This window comes from Streptomyces sp. NPDC057654 (genome assembly GCF_042800135.1).
Classification (GTDB): domain Bacteria; phylum Actinomycetota; class Actinomycetes; order Streptomycetales; family Streptomycetaceae; genus Streptomyces.
In genome coordinates this window covers 1-1,017 of record NZ_JBHVHQ010001488.1, presented here as the reverse complement: position 1 = coordinate 1,017, position 1,017 = coordinate 1, and the positions used below count along the sequence as shown (strand labels likewise).

General features: G+C 75.8%; 2 protein-coding genes. One reads left to right on the top strand and one right to left on the bottom strand.

Annotation, left to right across the window (positions count from 1 at the left end; genetic code table 11):
* Positions 1-384: RNA 2',3'-cyclic phosphodiesterase (gene thpR, locus ACFU99_RS44555; RefSeq protein ID WP_384404634.1), on the bottom strand; the 384-nt coding region annotated here is incomplete at its 3' end.
* Between the two features lie 19 nt (positions 385-403).
* Between thpR and ACFU99_RS44550 the strand changes: the two genes are divergently transcribed.
* Positions 404-904: a GNAT family N-acetyltransferase gene (locus ACFU99_RS44550; RefSeq protein WP_384404632.1), complete on the top strand. Its 501-nt coding sequence runs from the start codon at positions 404-406 to the stop codon at positions 902-904.
* Positions 905-1,017: the final 113 nt, after the last annotated feature.

Here is a 1,017-nt window from a genome sequence, read left to right as displayed (position 1 = left end):
CGTCAGGTGCGCCCGAAAGGCGCGGGCGTCGGCCGGAAGGGCCGCGGCGCGTCGGCACCCGGCCGCCACGGACTCGGCCAGCCGCCCCAGCGCCGCCGTTTCGCCCGCGGCCCCCGCCCACAGCGCCCGGTCCCCGAACCGCCCGCCGCGCGCGAGCCGCAGCTCCGGCGGCCGGTGCCGCGCCGCCGCCCGGCCGAGGCGCTCCCGCAGCTCCGGCAGGAGTGCCTCGTCGGTCTCGCCGAGGAAGGCGAGCGTGAAATGCCAGCCCGCGGCCTCGGTCCAGTGCAGCCGGTCGGCCCCCGGCAGGGCCTTCAGCCTGCGAACCTCCGCGGCCAGTTCGGCGACGATCTCGGCCGGGGGAAGTACGGCGACAAACAGCCTCATGCGGCTTAGTGTGGCGCAGATGGAGATCAGGAAGGGCGGGGCGGACGACACCCCCGCGATACTCGCGATGCTGGACAGCGCCGTGGAATGGCTGGTCGCCGAGGGGCGTACGGGCCAGTGGGGCACCGAGCCGTGGTCGACCCGGCCGGCGGCCGTGGAGCGGGTCGGGGAGATCGTGCGGTCCGGCACCCCATGGATCGCCGAGATCGACGGCGAGGCGGCCGGCACGATGACGCTCACCCCGCACCCGGCCCCGTACGTCGCCCCGGCCGACGAGCCCGAGGTCTACGTCCACCTCCTCGTCATCGACAGCCGCTTCCGCGGCCACGGCGTGGGCAGCGCACTCCTGGCGCACGCGGTGGAGGAGACCCGTCGGCAGGGAATCAGCCTGCTGCGCGTCGACTGCTACGCGGGCAGCGAGGGACTCCTCGTCGACTACTACCGCCGCAACGGCTTCACGCCGACGGAGACCGTCGACGTCGACGGCTGGCCGGGACAGGTGCTCGCGCAGCGCGTGTGACAGCACCGCCCGTACCGCGCCCGTACGCCGGAGACGCCGATGGCCGGGGCCCCGCGGGAAGGGGAGCCCCGGCCAGCGGCCCGTGACGCGCCGACTCAGGCGACCGCCGCCAG

Excerpts from the sequence above, each read along its gene's own strand:
- ACFU99_RS44550 (WP_384404632.1), top strand. The coding sequence starts at position 404 with ATGGAGATCAGGAAGGGCGGGGCGGACGACACCCCCGCGATACTCGCG.